This is a genomic window from Actinomycetota bacterium (assembly GCA_040754375.1).
GTDB lineage: Bacteria > Actinomycetota > Acidimicrobiia > Acidimicrobiales > AC-14 > JBFMCT01.
The window spans coordinates 58414-80607 of record JBFMCT010000004.1 but is presented as its reverse complement, the minus strand read 5'-3'; the positions used below and the strand labels follow the sequence as shown (position 1 = coordinate 80607).

18 protein-coding genes and 1 pseudogene are annotated in these 22194 nt (G+C 72.9%); 6 read left to right on the top strand and 13 right to left on the bottom strand.

Features of this window, described 5'->3' with window-relative positions; translation table 11 throughout:
- Positions 1 to 33: 33 nt before the first annotated feature.
- The 7 genes and pseudogenes from miaB to rimO all read right to left on the bottom strand — a co-directional run bounded on the left by miaB (position 34) and on the right by rimO (position 7984).
- Complete coding sequence (gene miaB, locus AB1673_03180; protein MEW6152980.1) at positions 34 to 1428, bottom strand: tRNA (N6-isopentenyl adenosine(37)-C2)-methylthiotransferase MiaB; 1395 nt, start codon at positions 1426 to 1428, stop codon at positions 34 to 36.
- A 226-nt stretch (positions 1429 to 1654) separates the two neighbouring features.
- Positions 1655 to 1915: pseudogene (locus tag AB1673_03175) on the bottom strand (stage V sporulation protein S).
- Between the two features lie 163 nt (positions 1916 to 2078).
- Positions 2079 to 4202: a recombinase RecA gene (recA, locus tag AB1673_03170; GenBank protein ID MEW6152979.1), complete on the bottom strand. Its 2124-nt coding sequence runs from the start codon at positions 4200 to 4202 to the stop codon at positions 2079 to 2081.
- A gap of 168 nt (positions 4203 to 4370) precedes the next feature.
- On the bottom strand, positions 4371 to 4919 hold the full coding sequence (gene thpR, locus AB1673_03165; protein ID MEW6152978.1) for an RNA 2',3'-cyclic phosphodiesterase: 549 nt from the start codon (positions 4917 to 4919) through the stop codon (positions 4371 to 4373).
- A gap of 31 nt (positions 4920 to 4950) precedes the next feature.
- Positions 4951 to 6180, bottom strand: a complete 1230-nt coding sequence (locus AB1673_03160) for a competence/damage-inducible protein A (GenBank protein MEW6152977.1) — start codon at positions 6178 to 6180, stop codon at positions 4951 to 4953.
- Complete coding sequence (locus tag AB1673_03155) at positions 6170 to 6694, bottom strand: CDP-alcohol phosphatidyltransferase family protein (protein MEW6152976.1); 525 nt, start codon at positions 6692 to 6694, stop codon at positions 6170 to 6172. The genes AB1673_03160 and AB1673_03155 overlap by 11 nt, the downstream gene beginning before the upstream one ends.
- Positions 6695 to 6730: 36 nt before the next feature.
- The gene (gene rimO / locus AB1673_03150) at positions 6731 to 7984 is read right to left on the bottom strand and encodes a 30S ribosomal protein S12 methylthiotransferase RimO (protein MEW6152975.1); all 1254 of its coding nucleotides are present in this window, start codon (positions 7982 to 7984) and stop codon (positions 6731 to 6733) included.
- Between the two features lie 88 nt (positions 7985 to 8072).
- Here rimO and AB1673_03145 point away from each other — a divergent pair, with 88 nt between their 5' ends.
- Positions 8073 to 8522: a hypothetical protein gene (locus AB1673_03145; GenBank protein ID MEW6152974.1), complete on the top strand. Its 450-nt coding sequence runs from the start codon at positions 8073 to 8075 to the stop codon at positions 8520 to 8522.
- A 25-nt stretch (positions 8523 to 8547) separates the two neighbouring features.
- Here the strand turns inward: AB1673_03145 and AB1673_03140 are convergent, their stop codons facing one another.
- The gene (locus AB1673_03140) at positions 8548 to 9495 is read right to left on the bottom strand and encodes a hypothetical protein (GenBank protein ID MEW6152973.1); all 948 of its coding nucleotides are present in this window, start codon (positions 9493 to 9495) and stop codon (positions 8548 to 8550) included.
- A gap of 101 nt (positions 9496 to 9596) precedes the next feature.
- Between AB1673_03140 and AB1673_03135 the strand changes: the two genes are divergently transcribed.
- Positions 9597 to 9920, top strand: a complete 324-nt coding sequence (locus AB1673_03135; protein MEW6152972.1) for a hypothetical protein — start codon at positions 9597 to 9599, stop codon at positions 9918 to 9920.
- A gap of 151 nt (positions 9921 to 10071) precedes the next feature.
- Here the strand turns inward: AB1673_03135 and AB1673_03130 are convergent, their stop codons facing one another.
- On the bottom strand, positions 10072 to 12483 hold the full coding sequence (locus AB1673_03130) for a DNA translocase FtsK 4TM domain-containing protein (GenBank protein ID MEW6152971.1): 2412 nt from the start codon (positions 12481 to 12483) through the stop codon (positions 10072 to 10074).
- A gap of 135 nt (positions 12484 to 12618) precedes the next feature.
- On the opposite strand from AB1673_03130, the gene AB1673_03125 reads away from it, so the two are divergent.
- From AB1673_03125 to AB1673_03115, 3 genes are read left to right on the top strand one after another with little or no spacing between them, the layout of a single operon-like run.
- A complete protein-coding gene (locus AB1673_03125) occupies positions 12619 to 13248 on the top strand; it encodes a TetR/AcrR family transcriptional regulator (GenBank protein MEW6152970.1) in 630 nt (209 codons plus the stop codon).
- A 15-nt stretch (positions 13249 to 13263) separates the two neighbouring features.
- Entirely contained in the window at positions 13264 to 15822 is a 2559-nt protein-coding gene (locus tag AB1673_03120) for a PEP/pyruvate-binding domain-containing protein (protein MEW6152969.1), read from the top strand.
- Positions 15819 to 16775, top strand: coding sequence for a class I SAM-dependent methyltransferase (locus tag AB1673_03115; protein ID MEW6152968.1), 957 nt, complete (start codon positions 15819 to 15821; stop codon positions 16773 to 16775). The genes AB1673_03120 and AB1673_03115 overlap by 4 nt, the downstream gene beginning before the upstream one ends.
- Before the next feature lie 11 nt (positions 16776 to 16786).
- Here the strand turns inward: AB1673_03115 and AB1673_03110 are convergent, their stop codons facing one another.
- From AB1673_03110 to AB1673_03095, 4 genes are all read right to left on the bottom strand, one after another.
- On the bottom strand, positions 16787 to 18454 hold the full coding sequence (locus tag AB1673_03110) for a ribonuclease J (protein MEW6152967.1): 1668 nt from the start codon (positions 18452 to 18454) through the stop codon (positions 16787 to 16789).
- Positions 18447 to 19349, bottom strand: a complete 903-nt coding sequence (gene dapA / locus AB1673_03105) for a 4-hydroxy-tetrahydrodipicolinate synthase (GenBank protein MEW6152966.1) — start codon at positions 19347 to 19349, stop codon at positions 18447 to 18449. The genes AB1673_03110 and dapA overlap by 8 nt, the downstream gene beginning before the upstream one ends.
- A 118-nt stretch (positions 19350 to 19467) precedes the next feature.
- A complete protein-coding gene (locus tag AB1673_03100) occupies positions 19468 to 19962 on the bottom strand; it encodes a hypothetical protein (GenBank protein MEW6152965.1) in 495 nt (164 codons plus the stop codon).
- A gap of 21 nt (positions 19963 to 19983) precedes the next feature.
- Positions 19984 to 21084 (bottom strand): TlpA disulfide reductase family protein, encoded by a 1101-nt coding sequence (locus AB1673_03095; GenBank protein ID MEW6152964.1) that lies wholly within the window; start codon positions 21082 to 21084, stop codon positions 19984 to 19986.
- Between the two features lie 224 nt (positions 21085 to 21308).
- Here AB1673_03095 and AB1673_03090 point away from each other — a divergent pair, with 224 nt between their 5' ends.
- Positions 21309 to 22175, top strand: a complete 867-nt coding sequence (locus tag AB1673_03090; protein ID MEW6152963.1) for a hypothetical protein — start codon at positions 21309 to 21311, stop codon at positions 22173 to 22175.
- The last annotated feature ends 19 nt before the right edge of the window (positions 22176 to 22194 follow it).

Below are 22194 nucleotides of genomic sequence, written 5' to 3'. Positions count from 1 at the left end.
GGCGGGCGGGGGTGCCGGAGGCCGGGGGTGCCCTCAGACGGCCACCACGGGGATGCGGGTGCGGTGCCGGGGGCGGGCCGTGACCTCCACCAGCTCGCCGCTGAGGTGGTGGGGGGCGGCCGCCGTGACCCGCACGGTGGCATAGCTGCCAGCCGGCAGGGGGCGCTCACCCGCCGCGAAGTGGACGAGCTTGTTCTGCCTGGTCCGGCCGGCCAGGGCCGTCCCCTTCTTACCCGGGCCCTCGACCAACACTTCCTCGACCCGCCCGACCCGGGCCTGGTGGCGGGCCAGGGCCGAACGCTCGACGACCACCCGCAGGCGCTCGAAGCGGTCGGCCACCACGTCGGCGGGGACGAACTGATCGGTGCGCTCGGCCGCCTCGGTACCCGACCGGGGCGAGAACACGAACGTGTAGGCACTGTCGTAGGCGGCCTCGGCCACCACCTCCAGGGTCCGCTCGAAGTCGTCGTCGGTCTCCCCCGGGAACCCGACGATGAGGTCGGTGGTCACGGCCAGGTCGTCGATCGCGGCCCGGGCCTGCGCCAGCCGGGCCAGGTAACGCTCGGCCGTGTAACCCCGGTGCATGGCGGCCAGCACCCGGTCGCTGCCCGACTGCAGGGGGAGGTGGAGGTGCTCGCACACCGCCCCGCCGGCCGCCATGGCGGCGATGGTGTCGGGCCTCAGGTCCTTGGGGTGGGGGCTGGTGTAGCGCACCCGCCGGATGCCCTCGACAGCCCCGACGGCGCTCAGTAGCTCGGCGAACAGGGGCTTGAACTGCCGGGCTGCCAGGTCGCGGCCGTAGGAGTTCACGTTCTGGCCCAGCAGGGTGACCTCGGTGGTGCCGGCCGCGGCCAGGGCCTCGACCTCGGCCACCACCTGACCGAAGGGGCGGCTGATCTCCCGGCCCCGCACGGCCGGGACGATGCAGAAGGCGCAGGCGTTGTCGCAGCCGATCTGGATGGTCACCCACGCCGACCAGGCCACGTCCCGGCGGACGGGCAGGGCCGAGGGGAAGGCCGTCTCCTCGTCGAGGTCGGCCTCGTCCCAGATCTCCATGACCGGGCCGCCCCCGGCGGCCGCCTCGTGCAGCAGGTCGACGGCCCGGCCCACGTTGTGGGTCCCGAACACGGCGTCCACCTGGGGGGCGCGCTGCTGGACGAGGTCGCGGTCCTTCTGGGCCAGGCAGCCCCCGACCGCGATCTGCATCCCGGGCCGGCGGGCCTTGACCGCCTTCAGGTGGCCGAGATGGCCGTAGAGCTTGTTGTCGGCGTTCTCACGGATGCAGCAGGTGTTGAGCACCACGACGTCGGCCTGCTCGAGGTCGTCGGTCGCCTCGTAGCCGTCGGCCTCCAGCAGGCCGGCCAGGCGCTCGGAGTCGTGCTCGTTCATCTGGCACCCGAAGGTGCGGATGAGGTACCTGCTGGTCATAGGCGCCCCAGGTTAGGGGGCGCCGGACGGGTCAGGAGCCGAGCAGGTTGGCGGTGGCGTGGGTGCCGTTGTAGACGGGCCGGTAGGAACCCCGGGCGACGGTGGCCGGCTCCCCCACCGGGACGGGCGGGGCGGTCGTCGGGACCGGCGGCGGGCCCAGCGCCGACGCGGTCGGCGGCGCCGTCACCCGAGCCGGCACGACGGTCTCGGCCCCGGGGCGGCGCGACCGGTCTTCGACGGCCAGGCGGATGGCGGTGCGGCTCTCGCCGTCGATCTCGATGTCGGCGAACGTCGGCACACATACGAGGTCGATGTTGGACGGGGTGACGAACCCCCGGGCGATGGCGATGGCCTTGATGGCCTGGTTGAGGGCCCCAGCTCCCACAACCTGCACCTCGACCACCCCGGCCTGGCGGAGGACGCCCGCCAGCGCACCTGCGACCGCGTTCGGGTTGGACTTGCTGGATACCTTCAGGACCTCGACCATGCTGTCCCCCACGATCAGCGCCGAAACTAGAGCTGCCCCCAGCTCACGGCTTTTCTGGAGTACCGGTTCGACAGGCTAACCGCCATCTCCTGCCCGGGCCCGACCGATGACCCAGGGGGACGGGTGCCGGAGTGGTGGCCGGCCACCCCGGCACCCCTCGGTGCTAACCCAGGGTTATGGGCTCGTCGTCGGGGTCACGCTGGTTCTCCGCCAGCCCATCGTCGCCCAGGACATCGACGGCCAGCCCGCCACCGGCAGCGATGCCCACCGCCACCCGGACCCGCTCGGAGACCTCCACCATGATCTCGGGGTTGTCGATCAGGAAGGCCTTGGCGTTCTCCCGGCCCTGGCCGAGCTGCTCGCCCTCGTAGGTGTACCAGGCACCCGACTTCTTGATGATCCCTCGGTCGACACCCACGTCGAGCAGCGAACCCTCCCGGCTGATGCCCTTGCCGAACCCGATGTCGAACTCGGCCTGCTTGAACGGGGCGCTCACCTTGTTCTTCACGACCTTGACGCGGACCCGGTTGCCCACGACCTCGACCCCGTCTTTGATCGACTCGATGCGGCGGATGTCGAGGCGCACTGACGAGTAGAACTTCAGGGCCCGCCCACCGGGGGTGACCTCGGGCGAGTTGTGCACCATCACTCCGTCGACGAAGTAGTTGTGCGAGCCCTCGACCTCGATGTCGAACCGGTGCGTCGAGCGGGTGGGTGCCTTGGTGGCGATCTTCGTGATGGGCATGGGCACGAGCTCGTACCGCATCGGTCGCAGGTCGGGCTCCACCGCGAACCGGCCCCGGAAGCGGGGAAGCAGCTTGTGCTCCATCGACGGGTGGACGAACGGCGCGATCAAGGCGTGGAGCTTGGCCGTCTCCTCCTTGGCGAACACCAGCACGGCCTTGCCGGCCTCATTCACGAGCGTCGGCGAGATGCCCCACGTGTCGCGCAGGTAAGCGGCGACTCGTTCGCGCGTGGCCGGGGCCATGGCCTCCACGCAGATCTCCGAGCGACCACTGCCGTGGGCCGTGCCGGCGTCCTGGTACCAGACGGCCAGCGACAGGGGCGTGAGCCCCTTCAACCCGTCGTCGTCGAAGACCTTCTGGCCGAGCGGGCCGTAGACCGACCGTCGCAGCTCGGCCAGCTCCGGCAGCGCCCCGAAGTCGTGGGACACGGCCCCGTCGCTTTCACGCACCGACCGGCTCACGCCCACGTTGGCCAACAAGGAGGCCTTCCAGTCGGCGTACTCGGCCTGCGCCTCGCTGTGGGACAGCCGGAGGCGGGCGCCATGGCCGCTACGGGTCGGCGAGAGGCGGCCGTCACCCATCAGCGCGCCTCGCACGACCTCCCACTGCCGGTCGGACAGCAGGTGGGGCACCGCCTGGAGCACCCGGTCGCCGACCGACAGCTCGCCGGCCTCGCGCCAGCCGCCGGGCGTGCGGATCAGGTGGTTGGCGGTGCAGCCGAACTGGGCCCGGCCGTTGCCCGCCCCCTTGGCCACCGTGAACTGGAGGAACTGGTCGGTCTTGCCGTTGTCGAACCAGCTCACGACCCTCTTGGGCACGACTGCGCCCACCTCGGGGTCGTAGGACAGCACCTCGACGGGGAGCTTCTGGTTGACGATCTTGCCGATCGGCATCGAGGTGCCGTCGGCCAGCACGACCCGGGAGCCATAGGAGAAGCACCCGTACATCACGCCGATCTTCTCCCGGAGCTGGTTGATGAAGATGGCGATGGTGTTGGCCTTGTTGAGGGTGGCCGTGAGCTTGCGCAGGGCCTGGGACATAAGGCGGGCCTGGAGCCCGACGTGGCTGTCGCCCATCTCGCCCTCGATCTCGGCCCGGGGGGTCAGGGCGGCCACCGAGTCGACCACCAGCACGTCGAGGGCGCCCGAGCGGATCAGCATGTCGGCGATCTCCAGGGCCTGCTCCCCGGTGTCGGGCTGGGAGATCAGCAGGTCGTCGACGTTGACCCCGATGGCCCGGGCGTAGACCGGGTCCATGGCGTGCTCGGCGTCGATGTAGGCGCAGATGCCACCGTTGCGCTGGGCCTCGGCCACCACGTGCATGGCCAGCGTCGACTTGCCGCTCGACTCCGGCCCGAAGATCTCCACGATGCGGCCCCGGGGCAGACCGCCCACCCCCAGGGCCAGGTCGAGGGCGAGGGCCCCGGTAGGCACCGCCTCGATATCCATGTGGGGCTTCTCGCCCATTCGCATAACCGAGCCCTTGCCGAACTGCTTGTCGATCTGGGCCATCGCCATCTCGAGGGCCTTGTCACGATCCACGGGTGGTCCCTTCTCTCTTCGTGTCGAACGTCGGGGGGAGTGGCTGCCCTCACCCTACGAAGGGGGTATGACAGTTACGTCGGTGTACTTTCAGGAGGGTAGTTGCGAACGGGCGTTCGATCAAGCACCGCCAGGCCAGGACCGCTCCGGGGGCCGGGCGCCGGCCGCTCAGCGAGGGCCCAGGCGCCAGCGTCCCAGCACCTCGTAGCGGGCGCCGGCGGCTGACAGGTGGCTCTCGACCAGGGTCACCTCGTCCACCGTCCACGAGCCGGCCACCTCGACGCCCACCAGGCCCGCGACCCCGCCCACGGCCCGGGGCCGGCCCCGGGCCTCGCGCACGCGGGCCAGCGTGACGTGCCCCGTGAAGGGGTGGCCCGGCTTCTCCCGGCCGAAGCCGGCCGTGGCCCCGGCCACCACCCCGGCCAGGTCGTCGAGGCCGGCCACAGGCACGTGGAGCACCCGCCGGCCCAGCCAGGCCACGCCCGGCCCGAGCGTGGCCAGCGGCCCGACCGGGAGGGGCGCGCCGGCCAGGGCCTCGGATAGCGCGGCGGCGTCGGGTACCGCGCCGAGAAAGCGCAGGGTCACGTGCCACTGCTCCGGGGTGGTCCAGCGCACGGGGGCGTCCGGGCCCAGCACGGCCCGGGCCTGGCGGGCGGCCCCGGTGATGGCCTCGGCCACCTCCGGCGGCGGCCAGGCGGCGACGAACAGGCGGGGCACGCCGGCAGCCTCCTGGACCGGAACGGCCCGCTCAGGTCGACAGCAGCCGGCGGCGGGCCATGTCGAGAAGGGTGATGGCCGAGAAGTGGCGGACGTGCTGGCGGTCACCGGGGAAGTGGGCCTCGGCCGTGGTCACCTCGCCTCGGACCGACACGGCCATGAACACGGTCCCCACGGCCTGGTCCTCCTGGGTGGCGGGGCCGGCCACGCCCGTGATCCCCAGGCCCACGTCGGCCCGCAGGGCCCGGCACGCGCCCCGGGCCATGGCGGCCGCCGCCTCGGCCGACACCACCGGGCCCTCGGGCACCCCGAGCAGGTCGAACTTGACCTGGCTGTCGTAGGCCACGACCGAACCACGCAACCAACGGCTCGCCCCCTCGGTCTCGGCCAGCCGGGCGCCCACCAGCCCGCCCGTCAGCGACTCGGCCACCCCCAGGGACAGGCCTCTCTCCTCGAGGAGCACCGCCACCACCTTCTCCATCGTCTGGTCGTCGACGCCGAAGAGCCGCTCACCCAGCAGGCGCCGCAGCTCGGCCTCCTCGGCGTCGAGCAGGTCGGCGGCCGCCCCCGGATCGGCCGCCTTGGCCGTCAACCGAAGGTTGATCCCCTCGATCCCCTGGGCCAGGAAGGCGATCGTGGGGTTGGTCTGGCGGTCGACGCGCGGCGCCACCAGCTCGGCCAGGGCAGCCTCGGCCAGGCCCCAGGTGCGCAGGAGGCGGCTCACGATGACGGCCCGGGCGCCGGCCCGGCGCACCAGGTCGGGGACCACCGCCCGCTCGACCATCTCGACCATCTCGTGGGGCACGCCCGGCACCGCGTAGATCACCTTGCCGCCGCCCGCCTCGCAGATCAGGCCGGGCGCCGTCCCCCTCACCTGGGGGACGAACGTGGCCCCCTCGGGCCGGTCGGCCTGGCGGACGTTGGCCTCGGGCATCTCCCGGCGGCGGGCCGCGAAGATCTGGCCGATCGACTCCAACATGGCCCCGTCCCGCACGAGGGGCACGTCGAGCACGGCGGCCAGGGCTTCGCGGGTGATGTCGTCCTGGGTGGGGCCCAAGCCGCCGCACACCAACACGGCATCGCTGCGGCCCAGGGCGACCCGCACGGCGTCCGCGATCCGGCCCTCGTTGTCGCCCACCCGGGTCTGGAAGCGGCAGTCGATGCCCGCCATGGCCAGGCGCTGGCCCAGCCACGCCGAGTTGGTGTCCACGACCTGGCCGAGCAGCAGCTCGGTGCCGACCGCTACGACCTCACAGTTCATGGATGACCCGGCGCCCGTCCCACAGGTACTGGGAGCCGGTGACGAGGGTCAACGCCACCGCCACCCACACCAACGCGGCCAGGGCCACGTCGAACCCGCGGCCCTCGGCCGGCACCAGGGCGACGAACACGGTGATGGCCTGGGCCCAGGTCTTGGCCTTGGCCAGGGGCCGGGCCGGGACCGACACACCCCGGCGGCCCACGTAGGACCGGTAGGCGCTGATGGCCACCTCCCTCAGGCCCATGACCACCACCGGTAGCCACCACAGGCGGCCCACCGACACCAGGGCGGCCATGGCCGCCAGCACGACGATCTTGTCGGCCAGCGGGTCGAGGAAGGCCCCCGAACGGGTGGCCCCGTGGCGGCGGGCCAGCCATCCGTCGAACACGTCGGAGATGGCCAGCACGGTCCAGAACCCCACCAGCCCCCAGCCCGCCTCCTCGGAGAGGATGAGCGCCACCAGGAACGGCGTGGCCAGCACCCGGGTGAGGGTGATGGCGTTGGCCGGCGTCATCAACGCCGACGGTCCGTAGGCCGGGGTGGCCACCGCTCAGGCGGCCTGCGCCTCGATGTCGGGCCCCGCCGCCCCGGTCACCACGACCTTGCAGAACGTACGAGGCGCCAGGTCGCCGGGCACGGCCACGACCCCGTCGATCTCCGGTGCCTCACGGTGGGAGCGGCCCACGCCCGGCTCGTCGACCAGGACCTCGATCGTGCGGCCCACGAGGGCCGCCCGGCGCCCGGCGGTGACCCGGTCCTGGGCCTCGCCGAGCTCGGCCAGCCGGTCACGCACCAACCCGGGGTCGACGGCCCCGTCGAGGGTGGCGGCATGGGTACCGTCCTCGGGCGAGAAGGCGAAGAAGCCGGCCCAGTCGAGCTGGGCGTCGTCCACGAAGGCCAGCAGCCGGTCGTGGTCGTCCTCGGTCTCGCCGGGGTAGCCGACGATGAACGACGACCGGAAGGCGGCGTCGGGCTCGCGCGCCCGGATCGAGCCGATGCGGGCCAGAAAGCGGGGGCCGTCGCCCCAGCGCCGCATGCGCCTCAGGAGCGGCTTGGAGACGTGCTGGAGGGACAGGTCGAAATACGGCACCCCGGTGGCGCAGATCGTGTCGACCAGCCCGTCGTCGAGCTCGGACGGGTACAGGTAGAGGAGCCGCACGCGCGCCACCCGGGCGGCCACCGCTTCGACGAGCGGGATGATGTCGCCCTTGCGGCCCAGGTCGCGCCCGTAGGACGCCAGGTCCTGGGCCACCAGCACGACCTCGGGGACACCCAGGGCCTCGGCCTCGTCCACCACCGATGCCATGGTGCGCGACCGCTGGCGGCCCCGGAACGAGGGGATGGCGCAGAAGCCGCACGTGCGGTCGCAGCCCTCGGCCACCTTCACGTAGGCCCACGACCCCGGTACGGCCGGCCTGGGCAGGTTGAGCAGGTCCATCTCGGGGACAGCGGCGGCCGCGCCGGTGCCCCGGGACGGTCCCAGCGTCACCGGGACGCCGAAGCCGGCCACCTGGTCGACTTCGGGCAGGGCCTCGGCCAGCTCGGCGCCGTAGCGCTCGGCCATGCAGCCGGTCACCACCAGGCGGGCGCCGGGTCGGCGGGCCTCGGCCAGGGCGAGAACCGCCTCGACCGACTCCTGGCGGGCGGCCTCGATGAAGGCGCAGGTGTTGACCAGCACGAGGTCGGCCTCCGACGGGGTGGCGGCCGCCACCATGCCGTCGGCCGTCAAGGTGCCGACGAGCTTGTCGGAGTCCACCTGGTTCTTGGGGCAGCCCAGCGTCTCCACCCAGTAACGGCCGGTCACCTCCGGAACTGTATTGGGCCCACAACCCCTCAGGTCCGGGACCGGACCTGCCGATAGCAGCCGCGTACCCACGTACCGGGAGGTGGAAGTGACCACGAGAGCGATCGACGGCCGGCCCCGGCCCGCGGGGGCGAGCCCCGAAGACCTGGCCGAGGAGCTGACGCTGCACCTCGGGGCGCCGTTCGTGGCCACGCCCGAAGGGCGGATCACCTTCCGCCAGAAGCTGCGGGTGACCGACTGGGCCGTACCCCTGCTCTTCGACGGCCACGCCGGCTACACCGGCGACGGGCACGGCGGGGCCCACAGTGGCGGGCTCGTGCCGACCAGCGCCGTCGGGCGGCTGCTGTGGCCCTCACTGCGGGCCAGCCGGCCCCAGGCCGGCCACCGCCTGTGGTGGACGTGCTCGCTCCGCCCCGAGACGGCAGCGGAGATCCTCGACCACCTGCGCCCCGGCAGGGGCCCGGTGGCCGACGGGGAATGGCGGGCGGGACGCGACTTCGACCTCAAGCCCCGCCGCCGGCCCCCCCTGGCCGCCTGACCCCGCCTCGACCTGGCGGCCCGTTTCAGGTGGCGCGGGCCACCAGCGGGGGCTGAGCGGCGGCACGACCCGGTCGCCCGGACCGGCTGAGGGCCAGCAGGACGCCGGCGGTGGACGAGCCCGCGATCGCCGCGCCCCAGGCCAGGAGCACGAGGTTGGCCCCCTCGTCGGCCGAGGCCGGCGCGGTGACCGGCGCGGTGACCGGCGTGGTGACCGAGGCCGGCGCGGCCGAGGCCGGCGCGGCCGAGGCCGGCGAGGCGGCCGGCGCGGCGGCCGGCAGAGGCGGCGTCCCTTGCAGGACAGGGAACTCAGGCCGCGGGCCCAGGGGCGCGGGTGGCTGGGCCTGCTCGGTCTGCACGGGTGGGAACCGCCCAGGAGGGCCGGGCCCGTTGGCAGGGCGCACGACGGTGGTCACCACGCCGGCGAGGGCGTCGGCGGCCGTGGTCACGTGGCCGGGGGCGCTGACCAGCGCGTCGGGCGCCAGGGCCCGGACCATGGGCTCGTCCAGGGGCCACTCCCGCACCATGGGCGCCACCGCCGCGACCCCCACGTTGACGACCGCGCTCCCCACCAGGTCGCCCAGGCCCCCGGTGCACGGGTCGTTGCAGTAGGTGACCTCGTAGTGGCCGGACGGCAGGTCGGCCGGCAGTAACACCTCGAGCGAGACCCGTAGCTCGGCCCAGCCGGCTGACCCGGTCGGTTCGACGGCCAGCGGGCCCACCGGCAGGCCGGCGTCAGGCGGCGCGGCGGCGGTCGACAGCGGGCGCAGGTAACCGTAGAACGGCCCGTCTTCGAGCCAGCCCTGCGTGCCCCGGCCCACGTAGCCGACGAGGGTGACCGACGACCCGGGCTCGTAGCGGTCGCTCACCGGGTAGAGCCACGACCCCCCAGCGGCTGCGGGGGACGCCGTCACCGCCAGCGCGGCGGCGATCAGGCAGAACCCGGCAGAGGCTCGGGCCAGCATGGACAGCACCCGCCCAGTCTCGCACCCAGCTCTGGGCCGGTGGTGTCACTTTCTTGGGCGGCCAGCGGTCGGAATGATCGGCAACACGCCATCAAAGGAGACAAGGGAACATGTACGAATTCGCCGCCCTCGCATTGCTGGGTCTCGTGACGCTGAAGGTGGTCGACCTTCTGACTGATCTGGTCCCCGCCATTGCCCGCAGCCGTACGCTCGCCATGTTCGCCGTCGCCATCATCGCCGTGGTCGTCCTCGACTACTCGGTGTTCGGTGGCTTCGGCATCACCGTCCGCAACGAAGCCATAGCCACGGTCTTCACCGGTCTGATCGCCGGTTCGCTGGCCGCCGCCTGGCAGGCCGTGCTCGGCTGGTTCGGTTCGCCGGCCGGTGCCGGCACCGACGGTCGCCGGGCCGAACGTCCCCGTATCGCCGCCTGATCAACCGGCCCCGCTCCGCCGATGGCGCCCCAACGAGGGGGCGCCTTCGGCGCGTCCGGTCCCAAGTGACCCAGCCAGCCGGACGCTTGTACAGGAACCAACCCGAGAGGGTGTTTACTTGCATAAACACGCCCTGCTGGTCTAGCGGTCCTCAGCCGGCGGCCCGGCCCCGGCGCTCGTCGAGCTCCTCGGGTGTCATCAGCACGGCGCGGGCCTTCGAACCCTCGGACGGGCCCACCACCCCCCGCAGCTCCAGCAGGTCCATGAGCCGGCCGGCCCGGGCGAAGCCGACCCTCAGCTTGCGCTGGAGCATCGACGTCGAGCCCAGCTGGGACCGTACGACTAGTTCCATGGCCGCCTCGACAAGGTCGTCGTCGTCGGAGCCGGCCCCGCCCTCCGCCCCAGCCCCGTCACCCAGTCCGGGTTCGTCGCCTTCGACCCCCTGCACGTAGTCGGGGGTGGCTTGGCGGCGCCAGTGGGCCACGACCTTGTGGACCTCGTCCTCGCCCACCCACGCCCCCTGCACCCGGCGGGGGACGTTGGAGGAAGCGATGGCCATGAGCATGTCGCCCTTGCCGATCAGCCGTTCGGCCCCCATCTGGTCGAGGATGACCCGGCTGTCGGCCAGCGAGGAAACGGCGAACGCCAACCGGGACGGGATGTTGGCCTTGATGACGCCCGTGATCACGTCGACCGACGGCCGCTGGGTGGCGATCACCAGGTGGATGCCCACGGCCCGGGCCATCTGGGCGATGCGGCAGATCGACTCCTCCACGTCGCGGGCGGCCACCATCATCAGGTCGTTGAGCTCGTCCACCACGACCAGGATGAACGGCAGGCGCTGGTACTCGGTGGCCGGCTCCGCACCGCGCTCGTCGGGCCCGGCCCGCAGGTCGCCCCGGTCGTAGGCCGCGTTGTAACCGGTGATATCACGGACGCCCACCTCGGACAGCAGGTCGTAGCGCCGCTCCATCTCGTGGACGGCCCACGACAAGGCATTGGCCGCCTTCTTGGGGTTGACGACGACCTGGGTGAGCAGGTGAGGCAGGCCGTTGTAGTTGCCCAGCTCCACCCGCTTGGGGTCGATCAGGATCATCCGCACCTGGTCGGGAGTGGCCCGCATCAGGATCGAGGTGATCATCGAGTTCATGCACGACGACTTGCCCGCGCCGGTGGCCCCGGCGATGAGCACGTGGGGCATGTCGGCCAGGTTGGCCAGCACGGCCCGGCCGGCGATGTCACGGCCCATGGCTGACTCGAGGGGGTGGCTGGCCCGCTGGGCCTCGGGCGAGGCCAGGACGTCGCCCAGCAGGACGAGCTCGCGCTGCTTGTTGGGGACCTCGACGCCGATGGCCGACCGGCCGGGGATGGGGGCCAGGACCCGCACGTCGGCCGACGCCATGGCATAGGCGATGTCCTTGTGGAGGTTGGTGACCTTGGCCACCTTCACCCCTGGGCCCAGCTCCAGCTCGTAGCGGGTCACGGTGGGCCCAACGGTCATGCCCACCAGCCGGGTCTCGACGCCGTGGGCGGCCAGGGCGGCCTCCAGGGCCCGACCGCCGGCCTCCACCTGCTTGTGGTCGATGCGCTGGGCACTGCCCCGCTTGAGCAGAGACAGCGACGGCAGCTTCCACGAGCCGGGCTCGGCCGCCGGGCCCAGGTCGATGGCCAACTGCTCACCCTTGGGCTCGGGGCCGGTGGGCACGTGCACGGCCACCGGCGGGTCGGGCACGAGGGGCGCCGGCTCCGGTCCGGCGACGGTCGGCTCGACGGCCACCTCGGGCCGGGGACGCGGGGTCTTCGGGCGCTTCGGTGGGGCCTGCGGGGGCTCGGCCCCGTCGGGCTCACCCGGCAGGTGGACGAGCCCCACCACCGCCCCCGACACCCACCGCCAGCCCCGCCCGCCTACCCGGGCCAGCCGGGCCGCACCGTCGTGGGCCGTGGTACGGGTCACGACCAGCAGGGCGGCGACCATGGCCGTCACCAGTACGAGGGTCGCGCCCCAGGGCCCGACCACGGCCCGCACGGGCTCGGCCATCACCAGGCCCACGGCTCCCCCGGCCCGGCCCAGGGCATCGGCCGTGGCGCCTTCGAAGGCCGGCCCACCCCGGGCGATGTGAAGCAGACCGGTGGCCCCGGCCACCAGCACGGACAGACCGGCAGCCAGGCGTAGCGGCCCGGTCAGCGGCCTCCTCCACAGGACGAGCCCGCCGGCCACGACTACCACCGGCGGGACCACGAAGCGACCGGCCCCGAACACGGTGGCCGTAGCCGTGGCCAACGAACTGCCGGCCGGGCCGGCGAGGTCGGCGAACACAGCCAGACCGGCCAGTACGCCGGCGGCCACCAAGGCCAGGCCGGCCATGTCCTGGCCGTGGCCGGGACGCCGCTCGGGCCCTGCTGCGGACCGCCCCGCGCCGCCCCGCCCGTTCCCGCCCCGGCCTGCCCCGGGCCGCGCGCCGCCGGGACGGCCGCCCGGAGGCCTGGCCGGTGTGCTCTTGCGGGCGCCACTGCCCTTGCGGGCCGGCGGCCCGCCCCGCTTGGCCGTCGTCTTCGTGGCCACAGTGCCAACAACCGTAACAGCAGCAACAGCCCCGGACCGGCCAAACACCCCGGTCCTTGACAGTTCCGCCGGGGTGAGTCATAACTTATGAACAGTCATAAGTTCTGACACCAGACCTGCAAGGAGGGACCCCGATTGGCTGACCCGGCCCCCACCACCGCCGAACGCATTCTCGACGCCCTCGTCGCGGTGATAGTCGAGGGCGGGCTCCCGGCCTTCTCCGTCCAAGAGGTGGCCGATCGGGCCGGGGTCTCCCACCGCACGGTCTACCGCCACTTCCCGACCCGCGAGTCGCTACTGGAAGGCCTGAGCAAGGCCGTGGGAGCACGGATGAAGGCCGAGGGCGTGATCGACGAGCCCGGCGGGCTCGACGAACTGCCGGGAGCCGTCGCTCGCAACTGGAGGCTGTTCGCCCGCCACGCCCGGACGATGGAGGCCAGCGTCCGCTTCGGCGTGGGTGCCGCCATCGAGACCAGGGACCGCCGCCAGCGCTCGGACCTCTTCCACGAGCTCGTGGCCCAAGGCCTCCCCGTGCCCTCGGAAGCCGACGCCGTCATGGGGGCGGCGGTGGTCAGGCTGATGGCCAGCAGCCGGGCTTGGCTCCACCTGCGCGATGCCGGCCTCGAGGACGAACAGGCCGCCCGGGCGGCGACCTGGGCCACGACCGTGCTCATCGAGGCCCTACGGGCGGGCCGCACCCCCTCGCTCGAACCCCTACCGGACGCGCTGTCCCTGACCGCCTCCGGCCCAGTCCCGCCGCCCTGACCCAAGGAGCGTCTGATGTCCGCCACCGCCCCGTCGCCCCTGCCCACCCGCCACCTCCCGACCCTGGACGACGAGGTCTCCACTGACCCGGCCACCGTGGGCCACAAGGCCGCCACGCTGGCCCGGCTGCGCCGAGCCGGGCACCGCGTGCCGCCCGCCCTCGTCGTTCCCGTCCAGCTGGCCGCCTCCCTGGGCGACGGGCCGGCCGCCGACGTCCTGCCCCCCGACATCCGCCACGAGCTGGAGGAGGCCATCGCCGTCCTAGGGGTCGTCGCCGTCCGCTCGTCGGGGGTCGTCGAAGACCGACCCGATGCATCGTGGGCGGGGCAGTACGAGTCGGTCCTCGGCGTGCGCTCGGCGGCCGAACTGTGGGACGCCATCGACCGGTGCGCGGCCAGTGCGTGGTCGGCCCGGGCCACCGGGTACGGCCGCGACACGGGCACCGGCCCAGGCCCGATGGCGGTGATGGTCCAGCAGCAGGTCGAGGCCGAGGCGGCCGGCGTGGCCTTCACCGCCAACCCCGTGACCGGCGACGACGAGGTGCTGGTCAGCGCCGTACGGGGCCTGGCGGACCGCCTGGTGGCCGGTGAGGTCGACCCCGAGGAGTGGGCCCAGCGGCCCGGCGCACCGCCGGTCCGAAAGGGCGGGCCCGAGACCGTGCTGGGGCCCGCCGACGTGGCCGAGGTGGCCCGGGAGGCGCTCCGGCTGGCGGCTGCGATCGGCGCCCCCGTCGACATGGAGTGGGCCATCAGTGGAGGCCTCCTTCACGTCCTCCAAGCCCGGCCCATCACCGCCCTGCCCGTCCCGCCCGACATCGAACTGCCCACCCAAGGAACTTGGATCAAGGACACCAGCCACTTCACCGTGCCCCTCACTCCCGTCGGGTCCTCGCTCTACCTCGCACCGATCGACGCCGCCGTGGCCGAGATGGCCCGGACCTACGGCCTGCTCATCGACGGGGTGGAGACCCGCTCGCTGGGAGGCGAGATGTACACCCGGGTCATCCCCCCGGGCGGCAAAGACGGCCCGGCCCCGCCGTGGTGGCTGATGGGCGTGCTCCTGCGGGCCGTGCCGCCCATGCGGGCCAAGCTGCGGGCCGCCCGGCGGGCACTGGCCGAAGGCTTGCCCGACAAGCTCGTCGAGCGCTGGCCGACCGAGCTGCGCCCCGCCCTCGAAGCCCGTATCGCCGAGCTCCGGGCCGCCGATCTGGGGTCGCTCGACGCTGCTGGCCTGAAGGCCCACCTCGACCGGGTCGTCGAGCTCACAGTGGAGGGCCAGCGCATCCACTTCCTGCTGTTCGTCCCTTATGTGATGGCTCTCCACGACCTCACCACCACGGCCCATGACCTGATCGGGTGGGACGAGGGCCAGGCCCTGGAACTGGTCGGTGGCCTGTCAGGGACTTCGTCGGCCCCCGCTCGCCACCTGCGCGCCCTGGCTGGCCTGGCCCAGGACCACCGGGGGGCCTGGGACCAGTTGGCGGCCTGGTCAGGCGAACCACTCGGCGACGTGCTGGCCGCCCTCCGGGCCAGCGGAGCGAACGAGATCGCGGCCGGCATCGAAGCCCATTTCGAGCGGTTCGGCTGCCGCACCACCGGCTACGACCCCGGGCAGCCGTCCATCGCCGAGCGCCCCGACCTGGTGCTCGGGGCCCTGCGGGACCTGGTGGCCTCGGGGGCTACTCCCGGTGGTCTGGATGAGGCACTAGCGGGGCGCCGGGCCGCGGCCGATGCTCGTCTGCAGGAGGCCCTGACTGTCGGCCAGGTCGGGGCACAGGACCGGGCGCGGCTCCTCGATGTGGTCGACAGGGCCCGCCGGGCGTGGCCCATGCGGGAAGACAACCTCTTCTACACCGATTCGCTGCCCTCGGGCCTGCTTCGCCTGGCCGTGCTCGAGCTGGGCCGTCGCCTCGTCGCGGCCGGCGCCCTCCGCCAGTCCGACGATGCCTGCTGGCTGGAGGCCCCCGAGATCTTCGCGGCAGCCGGCGGCGGCCATGCCGAGTTGGGCGACCTGCGGGCCAAGGTCGCCCGCCGCAGGGCGGAGTGGGCCTGGGCCCTCGCCCACCCCGGCCCGGCCGTCATCGGCCCGCCCCCCCATCGCCCGCCCGACCTCAGGGCCGCCCCCGAGGCGGTCCGGCGAACGACGGGCGCCATGCTGTGGGCGATCGACCAGGAGTACCCCGGCGAACGCCAGGCGGGCGAGGGATTGCGAGGGGTGCCCGGCGCTCCGGGCCGCTACACAGGCACGGTCCGGGTGGTGCTCGACGAAGCCAGGTTCGGCACGGTCCAGGCCGGCGAGGTGCTGGTCTGCCCCATTACCAACCCGGCGTGGTCGGTACTGTTCGGCCGGGTGGGGGCCATGGTCACCGACGCCGGGGGCGCCCTCTCGCACGCCGCCATCGTGGCCCGCGAGCACAACGTGCCCGCCGTGCTGGGTACGGTGAACGCCACCACCGTGCTGCGCGACGGTCAGGTCGTCACCGTCGACGGCACGTCAGGCACGGTCGAGGTCCACGGCGCCCCCGTCGGCACCGTGGGCGCCGAAGGCGGGACCGGCGTCGGCCCGCCCCGGTGAGCCGCGCCACGCGGCCGCCCCGTCTCGGGGCCCTCGAAGCGACCTTCCTCCCGGCCGCCGCCCTGCGGGCGGCCATCGCCACCGGCGCTCTGACGACCATCTCCGGTGAGGGCGAGGGCGGGCTGGCCGCCGGCGACGTCGCTCGGCGCTGCGGCCTCGACCCCCACCGTACGGCCGTGATGCTGGGAGTGCTGGCCGACGCCGGGGTCGTCGAGCGGGCCGAGGACCGTTTCCGCGCCCACCCGTGCGTCGGGACCCTGGCCGCCATAATGGAGACCAAGCTCGCCGGCCTGCCCGCCGCCCTGGCCGCCGATCGCGCCGGCAACGGGGCCGACCACGGCCTCTACCCCCACGTCGTGGGCCCACTCGGCTCCATGGTGGCGGCAATGGCCGAACGGGTGGCGGAGTTGGTGGGCAGGCCCGGAGCTCACGTGCTCGACGTTGGCGCGGGGGCCGCCCCCTGGAGCCTGGCCGTGCTGCGGCGTGAGGCGACGGCCACCCTCACGGCCGTCGATCGGCCCGAGGTCGTGCCCGAGACCACGGCCGCCGTCGTGGCCGCGGGCATGGAGGGCCGAGCCACCGTGCGGGCCGCGGACTTCACCGTCGACGACCTGCCAACCGGGGCCGACGTTGTCTTCCTGGCCCACGTGTGCCACCTGTTCGACGGGCACCAGGCCGAGGCCCTCGTAGGTCGGGCCGCGGCCGCGCTGGCCCCGGGCGGGAGCCTGGCCGTCATCGACATCGTCAGCGGGCCCGGCGGCCAGACAGCACCCGACACGGACAAGCTGCTCCGACGCTACGAGCTCGGGCTCTTCAGCCGCACCACCCACGGCCGGGTGCACGCCATCGCCGACTTGTCCCGCTGGTGCAGGGCCGCCGGCCTGTCCCGCCAGGAGGTCCACCCCCTAGGAGGCGAACCCCCCATGACCCTGGTGGTGGCCCATCGGCCCTGACCGCCGAGGCACTAGGCCTCCACCACGACGGGCACGATCATGGGGCGGCGCCGGGTGCGCTCGGCCACGAACCGGCCCACCACCTGGCGCACCCGGCGCTTCAGGGTCTCGACGTCGATGGTCCCCTCGGTGGGCGTGTGCTCGGCCAGCGCCTGCTCCACCCGGGCCCGGGCCTCGTCGAGCAGCGTCTCGGCCTCGGGGGCATGGACCCACCCCCGGGTGATGATCTCGGGCGCAGCCACCACCTCGCCACTGTGGGCGTCGACGGTCACGACCACGACCACGAACCCTTCCTCGGCCAGCACCCGGCGGTCGCGCAGCACGCCGTGGCCCACGTCACCCACCATGCCGTCCACGTAGAGGTAGCCGGCGGGCACGGTGGCCACGAAGTCGAGGCTGTCGTCGGTCAGCTCGACCACGTCACCGTCCTCGGCCAGCAGCACGTGCTCCTCGGCCACCCCCATCTCCATCGCCAGCCGGCAGTGGTGGGTCAGGTGGCGGAACTCGCCGTGCACGGGGATGAAGTACTCGGGCCGGGTGACGGTCAGCATGGTGCGCAGCTCGCCCTGCATGCCGTGGCCGCTGACGTGGACGTCGGCGATCCCCGCGTGCACGACCTCGGCCCCCAGGCGGTAGAGGCCGTCGATCACCTTGTTCACGGTGTACTCGTTGCCGGGGATGGCGTGGGCGCTGATGACGACCAGGTCACCGTCGCCCAGCTTGATCCACTTGTTCTCCCCGGCGGCCATCAGGGCCATGGCCGACATGGGCTCGCCCTGGGACCCGGTGGAGATGACGCACACCTGGCCGGGCGGCAGTTCGCCGATACGTTCGATGTCGACCAGGGCGTCGTCGGGGATGTGGAGCAGGCCCATCTGGCGGGCCAAGGCCACGTTCTTGCCCATCGAGCGGCCCAAGGTGGCCACCTTGCGGCCGGTGGCCACGGCCGCGTCGGCGATCTGCTGGACCCGGTGGATGTGGCTGGCGAAGCAGGCCGTCAGGACACGCCGGCCGGTGGCCGAGCGGAACAGGTCCTTCAGGACCCGGCCCACGGCCTTCTCGCTGGTGGTATGGCCCGGTTCTTCGGCGTTGGTGGAGTCCGACAGCAGGAGCCGGATGCCCCCGGGCGCCGAGGCCAGGGCACCTATGCGGGCCAGGTCGGTGGTCCGGCCGTCCACCGGGGTCAGGTCGATCTTGAAGTCGCCGGTGTGCAGGACCACGCCCTGGGGCGTGTGGAAGGCGGTGGCGAACCCGTCGGGCACCGAGTGGGTCACGGGGATGAACTCGCAGTCGAACGGCCCGATACGCCGGCGCTCGCCGTCGGCCACGGGGATCAGCTCGGTGCGGTCGAGAAGGCCGGCCTCCTCGATGCGGTTGCGGGCCAGGCCCAGGGTCAGAGCCGACCCGTAGACCGGGAACGACAGGTCGCGAAGCAGGAACGACAGCGCCCCGACGTGGTCCTCGTGGCCGTGGGTGAGGATGCACCCTTCGATGCGGTCGGCATTCTGGCGCAGCCAGGTGAAGTCGGGCAGGACCAGGTCGACTCCCGGCATCTCCACGTCGGGGAACATCAGGCCGCAGTCGAGCAGCATGATCCGCCCGGCGATCTCGACGGCTGCGCAGTTGCGGCCGATCTCGCCCAGGCCGCCCAGGAAGGTGATGCGGACGGGGTCAGCCATCGGCACGGGGCTCCGGCGCCCGCAGGTCGGCGATCACGGCCCTGGCACGGTCTTCGAGACCGGCCGGGGCGGGGCCCATAGGGAGCCGGCACTGGCCGACAGGGTGGCCGAGAAGGCGCATCATGGCCTTGGCCGGGACAGGGTTGGGTGCATCGTCTCCCGTTTCGAAGTGGTAGGAGGCCAGCAGGCGGGTGTTGGCCTGCTGGGCCCGGGCGAGGTCACCCTTGGCGAACGAACTGATCATGTCGGCGAACTCGGGGCCGGCCCAGTGGGAGGCGACGCCGATGACCCCGACGGCACCGATGGCCAGAAGGGGCAGGGTCAGGGCGTCGTCGCCGCTGTAGACCTCGAAGGCGCCCGGCGCGTCGGCCACCAGGCGGGCGGTGGCGGCAGGGTCGCCGGCCGCGTCCTTGACGCCCACCACCGTGGGCACCTGGCGGGCCAGCCGCACCAGGACCTCGTGGGAGACCTTGCGGCCCGTGCGGACCGGGATGTCGTAGATGAGCACGGGCAGATCGCTGGCCGCGGCCACAGCCCGGAAGTGGGCCTCGATCCCCGACTGCGAGGGCCGGTTGTAGTAGGGGGTGACGACCAGGGCACCGGCCACGCCGCAACCGGCCGCCCGCCGGGTCAGCTCGATCGTGTGGGCCGTGTCGTTGCTCCCGGTGGCGGCCACGACAGGGACGCTGACCGCACCCGCGACCGCCCGCCACAGATCGGCCTTCTCGTCGTCGCTGAGCACCGGGCCCTCGCCGGTCGTGCCGGCCAACACCAAGCCGTCGTTGCCGTTGTCGACCAGCCAGCGGGCCAGGGCCACGGCGGCGTCGACGTCGAGCGAGCCATCGCCTGCGAACGGGGTGACCATGGCGGTGACCACCGCCCCGAACCGGGCCATCTATGTGTTTCCTTTCCCCGGCGGGCGACCGCCCGCCCCACGGCGGCAGGGCCCATCGCCCCACCCGCGCCCGGTGACCCTACCAGCGGGCGCGATCGGCGCCGCCGGGCCCGAAGGGCTAAACCGGGACGCACACCCCGGGCGAGGGGTATCCCTGGCACACGTAGCCGGGACCGCACGAGGTGTTGCCGCAGCACGTGAAGCTGGCCGGCTCGCAGTGGGGCTCGGTGCCGGTGGTGCAGCACTGGGTGACGCCGATGACACAAGCGAACCGGCCGCAGCAGAAGGCCGCCCAGTCGGGCGGTGCACAGAAGTTGGGCACCGCGGTGGTGCAGCATTGCTGGGGAGGCAGGCAGGCCTGGTTGCCACAGCACTGAGCGGTGTCGGGGGCGCAGAACGGGGCGGCGGGCGACACGTTGGTCGTGCAGCACTGCTGGTCGACCCCACACCCGGGGTTGCACTGGGCCCCGGCCGTGCCCTGCTGGACGGCGATGACGGCGCCCGTGCTGGCCAGGCCCATCGCCCCGCCCAGGGCGTACTTGATGGCCTTGCGCCGCGACATCCCGCTACCGAGGATGCGCGTCACCGAGTCGAACCGCTCGCTTGTACCCACCAGATGCCTCCCTTGCCGCCCTTACTCGGTCCCGCCCGCCGCTGGGACCAACGCCAGGATGTCTTCTACGCCAGTGGCGACGTCGTGCGTGATCGTACCGTGTTCGTCGATGAGGAACGCGACTGGCGTGGCAAAGATCCCGTAGTCACGGGAAACTTTCCATCCCTCCTGTAGCACTACCGGAAACTCCATGCCGAACTTCTCGGCCTTCTGCCGGTTCTCGTCCACATCCCCGCGGCCGACCATCACCACCGCGAGGTTGTTGGCCGCGTGGTCGCGGTGGATGCGGACCAGCTCGGGGGCGAGGGTGTCGCACGGGCCGCAGTCGGGCGCGCTGAACGTCAGCAGCACGCGGCGTCCCTTGAAGTCCTCGAGCGAGACGGGGTGGCCGTCGAGGTCGGGCAGGGTGAACGGAGGGGCGGGGGTACCGGCCTTCAGCCCGTCGCGCACCAGCCGGCTCTCGCTCAGGTTGCGCATGCCCCGCAGGCGCTTCTCGCCACCACCGGGGCCTCCGGCGTCGGCCACGTCGTTGGCCAGGAGCGGCACCTGGTCGGCCCCGATGGCCAGCGTGGTGGCCACCTTTCCGTCGGCGTCGAGCAGGAACCCGCTCGGGGTACCCAGAGACTGGAACCCGGCGGGGTTGGCCTCCCCGAGCATGAGCACGGGGGACTTCAGCCCGTAGCGCTCGACCAGCGCCCGGTTGGCCTCGACCTCACCGTGGGCCAGCAGGACCATGGCGGTCCCGGCCTCGGCCAACCGGGGCTCGAGCTCGGCCAGGTCGGCGCCGATGCGGTCGCAGAACGTGCACGTGGGGCTCCAGTTCACGACCAGCACCTGGCGGCCCCGGAAGCTCTCCAGAGCCACGTCGTTGCCGTCAAGATCGGGGAGCGTGAACGGCTCTAGAGCCGACCCGACGGGCAGGCCTACGGGCGTGCCGACAGCCTGGCTGCCGTGGGCCACGTGCCCGATGTGGCCGTCACGCGCTCCCCCGCCCACCCCGAGCAGGCGCTCCAGCTCGTCGATGCGCAGCATCATCCGGCCCTGCTGGCGGACGACCTGGTAGAGCACGAGGCCGCCACCGGCGACGAGTGCGGCGCGCGAGGCGGCGGCGAGGGGCTTCACCGCGCCATTCTCCCGGCCGCCCCCCGCCGATGCAACTACTCGGCGGACGCAGGCCCGCCCGCGGACCGGGACGGCCCAGGCCGGTCCTATGCTTGTGGTCGAGAGTTTGGCCCACCTTGCTCTCCGGCAACCCCCGCCAGAGATGGCGGGGGTTCGTCGTTCACGCCCTTCCGCACCGGCCTGCTCCACGCCCAGGCTTGCGGCCACGTAGCGTCGCACCCCGAGTGGACGAGCTGACCGAACCGGCCGAGGACGAACAGGAAGCGACGGCGGCCACCGCTGGGCCCCAGGACGGGGCCGCCGGGGACGTCAGCCAAACCCGTCCCGAGGCCACCGCGGCCGTCGAGGGGGCCGAGGGTGGCGAGGGCGAGGGCGAGGGCGAGGGCGAGGGCGAGGGCGAGGGCGAACGGCCCAAGCTGTCGCGGCGCAAGCTGGTGCTGCTGGTGGCGCCCATCGTCGTGCTGGCCATCGTGGGGACGGTCACCACCGCGCTCACGCCTGCCCTCGCGGCCAAGCACCCCCTGCTGCTCATCATCCTCGAGGCCCGCAACCGCAACCTGATCCTGGCCCGCGAGGTCGACCTCATCCCGTTCGTGCTGGCGGCCACCTTCCGGCGCCTGCTGACCGACCCCCTCTACTACCTGCTCGGCTATTACTACGGCGATGCTGCCGTACGTTGGCTGGAGGTCAAGGCCGGCCTTCAGGACTACGCCCGGCTCATGGAGCGCTTGTTCCGCCGGGCCGCCTTCCCGGCCGTCTTCTTCTTCCCCGGGGCCGTCGTGTGCGCGCTGGCCGGTGTCGTGCGCATGCGGTTCAGGGTCTTCCTGGCCCTCAACGTGGCCGGCACGCTGACGGCCGTGCTCGCCCTCAAGGCCTTCGGCGAGGTGGTGGCCTCGCCCGTCGAGGCCCTCGTCGGGTTCTTCGAGCGCAACATCGTGGCCACAACAACCATCAGCATCGTGCTCGTGACCCTCTCGGTCATCCTCGGACGAGTGCAGGGCAAGACGGACATGTCGATGAAGGACATCGACGAACTGGGGGCGGCCGGCGGCCCCGGTGAACCGGCCGAAGGCACCGGCGACCGGCCGTGATCACCCAGGGCCCAGACCG